Below are 1,410 nucleotides of genomic sequence, written 5' to 3' on the forward strand. Positions count from 1 at the left end.
GGCTCCCCTCTCGTGTCAAGACGTGGGTTGCAGGTCGGGGTTAGGGGTGGATGGCGGTAGGTCCGGGTTGTGGCTTGTCCGAAGGGCCGGTTGCCGGGGTAGGGCCGGTCGCGCAGGAGTCAGTAGTCGTTCCCGATTGCCCTCCCGGGCTTGCCGTTTCACGCTCACGCTGGTCGGCGAGCATGCGTGCGTAGACGACGTTCGACAGCCGCCGTTTCAGCGCCCGGATCGCTTCCATCGAGGTCTTCCCGGCGGCTTTCTTGCCGTCGTAGTAGGTGCGACCGGCGCCGGGATGGCGCAGTTGGACGGTGGCCATGGTGTGTAGGACCCGGTTGATTCGGCGGTTGCCGGCCCTCGAGAGCCGGTGCCGTTGTTGTTCACCGGAGGAGGCATCCAATGGTGCGGTGCCGTTCCAGGACGCGAACCGCCCCCTATCAGGGAACCGGTGGATGTCGCCGACATCGGCGAGCAGCCGAGCGGCGCCGGAGGGTCCGATTCCACGCAAGTCGGTCAGCGTCGAGCCGCGGTCGGAAACCAGCTGCAGTAGTTCTTTGTCCGCGGCTTTGATCTTGCGGTCGATGGTTTCCAGGTCGCCGATCAACTCGACCGCCAGCCGACGACGGACCTTGCCTGCAGGATCGCGTGGTTTGACCGTGGCGATCAGCTTGCGGGCCTGCATCGCCGACAGGAACTTCTTCGCCCCACCGGGCAGCAACTCCAGCAGCAGTCGATGCAGCCGGTTGACCGTGTCGGTGCGGGCATGACCGAGTTCGTCGCGGCGGTCGGCGAGCATGCCCAGCGCGACCAATTCCGAATCCACCTGCACCGGGCGCGGTTTCGGGGACCGCAGTGCCGCCAGCGCGACCGAGTGCGCATCCACTGGATCGGTCTTGCGCCCGTTGCCCGTGGCGAACACCCGCACCTGCGCCGACAGCTTCGCCGGCACATCCACCACCGATTCACCATCATGGACCAGGCGATGAGCCAGGTGCCGGCCCACACCGTTGCACCCTTCGACCGCCCACACCCGATCGTTGAATCGCTTCGCCGCGGTGAGCATCTGAGCGTATCCGGCGGTATCGGTGCCGTATTGGCCTGTGAGCAGTACCTTCTCGGTTCCGTCGATGACTTCGATGGTGGCCGAGCGTTTGTGCGGGTCCATTCCTATGATGACCGTCACCGGTGCATCCTTCCCTGTCGACGAACGGTGTCCGTGCGGGAAGGCACCGCTACTTCGAGCTGGGCAGACCCCTCTTCAGCCATTCCCGGCACGGCACCCGGCGGGACGCACGCCATGAGAGAGCCACACCAAACCCACTGGTGGGCAGCCGATGTGAGAGCGACCTCGCCGGGTACCTGGACCCGATCCTGGCCGGGAACGAGCCCTACCGCCAGTATTAAGTAGCCGAT

1 protein-coding gene is annotated in these 1,410 nt (G+C 65.7%); it reads right to left on the reverse strand.

The features are described from left to right. Positions 1 to 40: 40 nt before the first annotated feature. Positions 41 to 1,180: an IS110 family RNA-guided transposase gene (locus KO481_RS42590; protein ID WP_215924465.1), complete on the reverse strand. Its 1,140-nt coding sequence runs from the start codon at positions 1,178 to 1,180 to the stop codon at positions 41 to 43. Positions 1,181 to 1,410: the final 230 nt, after the last annotated feature.

This window comes from Nocardia albiluteola (genome assembly GCF_018860155.1).
GTDB lineage: Bacteria > Actinomycetota > Actinomycetes > Mycobacteriales > Mycobacteriaceae > Nocardia > Nocardia albiluteola.